This is a genomic window from Pseudomonas fontis, assembly GCF_028656955.1.
GTDB lineage: Bacteria > Pseudomonadota > Gammaproteobacteria > Pseudomonadales > Pseudomonadaceae > Aquipseudomonas > Aquipseudomonas fontis.
In genome coordinates this window covers 1-4,575 of the sequence record NZ_JAMDGY010000093.1, presented here as the reverse complement: position 1 = coordinate 4,575, position 4,575 = coordinate 1, and the positions used below count along the sequence as shown (strand labels likewise).

4 protein-coding genes and 1 pseudogene are annotated in these 4,575 nt (G+C 53.6%); 2 read left to right on the top strand and 3 right to left on the bottom strand.

What is annotated here, in order from left to right; all coding sequences use genetic code 11:
• Positions 1-2,156, bottom strand: a 2,156-nt coding sequence (locus M5G11_RS23330) for a CHC2 zinc finger domain-containing protein (RefSeq protein WP_273925387.1), incomplete at its 3' end; no start/stop codon positions are given.
• 130 nt (positions 2,157-2,286) lie between these two features.
• On the opposite strand from M5G11_RS23330, the gene M5G11_RS23325 reads away from it, so the two are divergent.
• Entirely contained in the window at positions 2,287-2,655 is a 369-nt protein-coding gene (locus tag M5G11_RS23325) for a helix-turn-helix domain-containing protein (protein ID WP_116643215.1), read from the top strand.
• Between the two features lie 500 nt (positions 2,656-3,155).
• Positions 3,156-3,707: an RNA 2'-phosphotransferase gene (locus tag M5G11_RS23320; protein WP_273913938.1), complete on the top strand. Its 552-nt coding sequence runs from the start codon at positions 3,156-3,158 to the stop codon at positions 3,705-3,707.
• On the opposite strand, the gene M5G11_RS23315 is transcribed toward M5G11_RS23320, so the two are convergent.
• Positions 3,704-4,153 carry a hypothetical protein gene (locus M5G11_RS23315; protein WP_273913939.1) on the bottom strand — a complete coding sequence of 150 codons (450 nt, stop codon included), beginning with the start codon at positions 4,151-4,153 and terminating at the stop codon, positions 3,704-3,706. The two genes, M5G11_RS23320 and M5G11_RS23315, sit on opposite strands and share 4 nt — an antisense overlap.
• Positions 4,150-4,575 (bottom strand): annotated as a pseudogene (locus M5G11_RS23310) (hypothetical protein); the annotation flags it as partial. The pseudogene M5G11_RS23310 and the gene M5G11_RS23315, both read right to left, overlap by 4 nt.

Genomic DNA, 4,575 nt, shown 5'->3' with positions numbered 1-4,575 from the left:
AGCAGTTCTTCGTCCACGTCGATGGCCGTGGTGGTGAGCATCAACATCACCGGGCCCTTGACGCTGTATTGCTTGGTCACCAGGTTGCCGGTGGCTTCGTCCTTGCCGGTGCTGGCAATGGTCAATTCGCCGTCCGATTGCAGCAATTTCAGGGCATAGGCCGCTTGGCGAACGCCCTCTTCCTCGGCGATGGCCAGAATCTTGTGTTGCAGATCCGTTTCGCCAAGATAGAAAAGGCTCTGGCCGGTCATGGCGCTGTATTGGATGCGTTCTTCTTCAGGCATCAGGTTCAGTACCGCGTCCATCAGCGAGCTTTTACCCGCCGCGCTCGATGACTGAATCAACACGGCCAAGGGTTGATCCAGTTTTCGGGAAACCGCCGCCAAGTACCCGGCCAGCAGGTTGTAGGACTCACCGACGACACCACAACGGGTCAAATCTGCCTCGATGCGCTCGATCAGATTGGGCGCACGCAACAGGTTCAACGCGGCCAGTTCATCGTCCGCGCTCAGCGTCGGCGTGGGATTTTTCGGGGCCAGTGCGGCTTGGATGGCGGCTTCCTGCAAACCTTCCAGCTTGAGCAACAACTTGCCCAGGTCGCGCTTGATAATTTCTTCCGGCACGCCCAGCTCGATACTGGCCTGTTTCAAATAGCTATACCGGGCTTTGGCCGCATACAAATCAAAACTGTCCACGTAATAGGCCGCTTCGCGGCCCATTACGTGCTCTTCGGCGACCTCGCGGCGCACCTGCACATTGACCCGCATTTGCTCCGGGCCAAGATTCTTTTTCCAGCCGCGCACACGCCATCGGCGGTCGGCCACGGCCAACAAAAAATCGCCCTGGGCGTTTTCGCTGAAAGTTTCCGATTCGGAAACCGGACCCGCGACCGTCAAAGTTTCCGAATCGGAAACACCCGGCACCGGTGGCAACTCGGCGGTTGCCTGCGGCGCAGCGGCTAAAGAAAAAGAGGTTTCTGGCTCGACCAAAACCGGCGTGCCTTTGCCCTGCCACAGCGCCTGTTGCAGCAGTTCGCCCAGCGCCTGGGCCGGATTTTCCACCTGCAAGGCGAAAGCGTTAGCGTCCATGCCTTGCGGAAACAACAGACGGAAGACTTCGATGCCGGCAGAGCGTAATTCCTCGGCCAACTTTTCTGCCGCTGCGTCTCCCGCTGAGTCACGGTCAAAAGCAATCACCACACGCTGGGTGCCGTGGTGTTTCAGGGCCTGCCAATGGTCTTGGGAAAAACCGTTCACGCCATAAGCGCTGATGACGTTGCGAAAACCCGCACACCAAAAGGTCATGGCGTCGATCAGCGACTCACAGAGAATAATTTCCAGACTGGCCAGCAACGCCGCTTCGTTCCAGACTCCGCGCAACGGCGTGGCCAAGTACATATGCCGCGACTGATTGGCCGGGATTTTATTGTTCGGCTGCATCCGCCGCCCGTACAGCTGCATCACTCGCCCGGACTGTTCCGGCTGGGCGCCGTCCTCAAAACCCAACACCGGCACGACCAGACAACCGTTTAAATGTTCGTGTCCGGTAGAACGCAAAACCCCTAAATCTTGCAGGTGCTGTCGCACCTGCCGACCCGCCTGGGTATGCCCTGCGGGCAAGCGATACGTCAGGGTTTTATTGGCATAGCCGAGTTGAAAATGTTCGATCAGCTCGGGATGGTTCAGGCCGCGAGATTCCAGATAGGCCAGTGCTTCGGGGGATTGTTTGAAGTTGGCGTGGTAGAACTCGGCCACCGAACGCAGCAGTGCGGCGTCTTCGACCTCAGGCGCAGCAGAAGCCGAAGAGCCCGCGGCTAAAGAAGGGAGGTGTCGGGCATGACTGCGTGTCACACCGACTTTTTCCGTGTTTTCCAGCGGTGCGTCGTTGCGCAGCAGTTGGACCGCGTGCGGCAACGACACGCCTTGAGTTTTCATTACCCAATCGATCACCGAACCAGCGGCCCCGCAGCCGAAGCAGTGATAGAGATTTTTCTCCTCGGAGACTGACAGGCTGGGCGTGCTTTCGTCATGGAATACGCAGTGCATCACCCAATCCTTGCCGCGCTTTTTCAGCTCATGGCCCTGCGACTGGATCAGCCGAACCAGTGACACCTCACGTTTGAGGCGTTCCAGTTCGGCTTCGGGGATGCGGGCCATCGGGGTTTCTCCAAAAAGCTGTCAAGATCAATTTGATGTACGCGAAAGGTACACTATATAGTACTATCGTCAATACCCAAATGATCCGAGGTTTAGCATCGTGACCTGTCCACACCACTGGTTAACGGCCATGAGCTTTTCCCAACGCATCGTCGAGCTACGTAAAAAGCTCGGCATGACACAACAAGCCCTCTCGGCGGCAACAGAAATTCATGTGCAGCAGATAAAGCGCTACGAGGCTGGTAGCTCCTTGCCTACAGCCGATGCACTAAAAAAACTGGCTATCGCGCTGCACGTGACCTCGGATTTTTTGCTATTTGAAACCGACGAACGCGGGCCAGATGATCGCCTGCGCTACCAGTTCGAAGCGATTTCACGCATGCCGATGGAAGAGCAGGAATTGGTACGTGGACTGCTCGATGCGGTGATTGTGAAACACCAGGTAGCCGGGGCCATTGCTCGTGCAGCAGGGCCAGCAGCTAAAGGAAAAGAGTCATGACGACAGCCAAATACAGCCTGTAGTCGCTCAAACACAGGAATGGCGTGGCCTACAGCCAAAGCTGTAGTCGCTTGGCAATACAAGGAAGAATCCAAAATCCGGATTAATCTTATATAGATCAAGACATTACGATCACCCGCAGGGTGCGTATGGTGTATAGCCCGATCAACAGCTGTTAAGGACGATACAAAGCCCTGAATACACACCAGATTTAAGGGCCAAAGCGGACAGAGGGTCGGTTATCGACAATCGGCTTGCCCGATTGAGGCGCGGGCTTTATCACTGCAGACAAACTACAGACAATCTGCAGACTGTTTGCAGACAAATTACAGACACTCTGCAGACAGATTACAGACAGCCTCGTCAGTTATTGCTTGGCGCTGACCGCAGATAAAACAACACCGGCGCGAGTCCGGTGTTGGGGGAATAATTAAATAGATCTGTCCCCTTTTCTTTCAAACCGCTGCCAATCAGTGAATAATTTTGAGGCGTTAAGCAGGATGAATACCAAGCAACTCAACGAGACCAGCAAATTTCTTAGCTATGTTCTCAGGCATGAACCACACGCCATCGGCTTGCAGCTAGACAGCGAGGGCTGGGCAGATATTGACTCTTTGATCGCGGGCGCTGCTAAAGATGGACGAATCTTAGATATTGCGCTTATTCAAGCGGTCGTCAGCAGCAGCGATAAAAAGCGTTTTACTATCTCGGATGATGGCCTGCGCATTCGCGCCGTACAGGGCCACTCAACTGCCAGCGTGAGCCTTCAGCACGTAGAGAAAGAGCCGCCAGAGTTTCTCTACCACGGCACCGCCACACGCTTTCTGGAGTCGATTCGTCAACAAGGACTGATTGCCGGCTCTCGCCACCATGTACACCTGTCGCAGGACATAACGACGGCCATTGCTGTTGGACAGCGCTATGGAAAGCCTGTGGTGCTAAAAATTGAAGCCCTGCGGATGTACCAACAGGGCTTCAAATTCTTTCAGGCTGAGAATGGGGTTTGGTTAACGAACCATGTGCCAGCCAATCTGGTTTCAGAAAAAGATTAACTAATCAATTGCTCATCTGATAAAAACACGTCTTCAGCCAATATATGAAACGCAATATTTTCCGACAAAAACTGAATACTAAAGTGCCTTATCCTAAGCAACTCGCTACCCGGAACCGAACGCCATGCCTCTAGGCTAGCCCCAACCAGCTCTGAATCTGCAAACTCGGTCAGCTCACCAAGCCCAAACTTGCTTGAATCACCATCAAACTCAAAAAGAGCACTTCCCGGAAAAGGAAGTCGAATAAAGGCACGCACAAACTTAAAAACAATCTCCCTCCTTAAGTTCAGCACAACCTCACTGCCATCAGCACCAAGAGCGTCCCTTTCATACTCAACATCAAGTATCACATCCGCCCCAACGGAGCGGAATGATACTTTTGACTCACCATATCCTGGCAGCCACTCATACGGATTCAGAATTAACTTTGGCTGAGCAATTTTCATGGGCGCACCGACTTTAGTTGCTCTGCGCCTGTCGGTGGAAGCTTGTTATTTTTCAACTGATCTGCTGCTAAGTCATTGAATGTCTTGCCCGGATAAGCCTCAACACCCGTCTGATTTCGCCCAAACCACTGGCTACGCGGAATCCCAGCCTGCTCAAGCGCCGTGGAGGTTCGTGTGTTCAAAATAAGGCGAGTTCCATTCATATCCACATAGTCAACGGGAAGCTGGCTCGGTTTAATGGCTCCGGTCTTTAAAGCGGAGGCCAAATCATCAACCGTCTTGATCGGCTTACCAGCCAACTCTGAATATATCTTTTGCCCATCCGGGCTAAAGGAGCGGTCAGACTTAATTCTATTCTGAGCAAAATTGGCCTCCCCCAGAACTCCTCTCTCTGCATTACCAAGGGCAGTTCCTTTTGGACC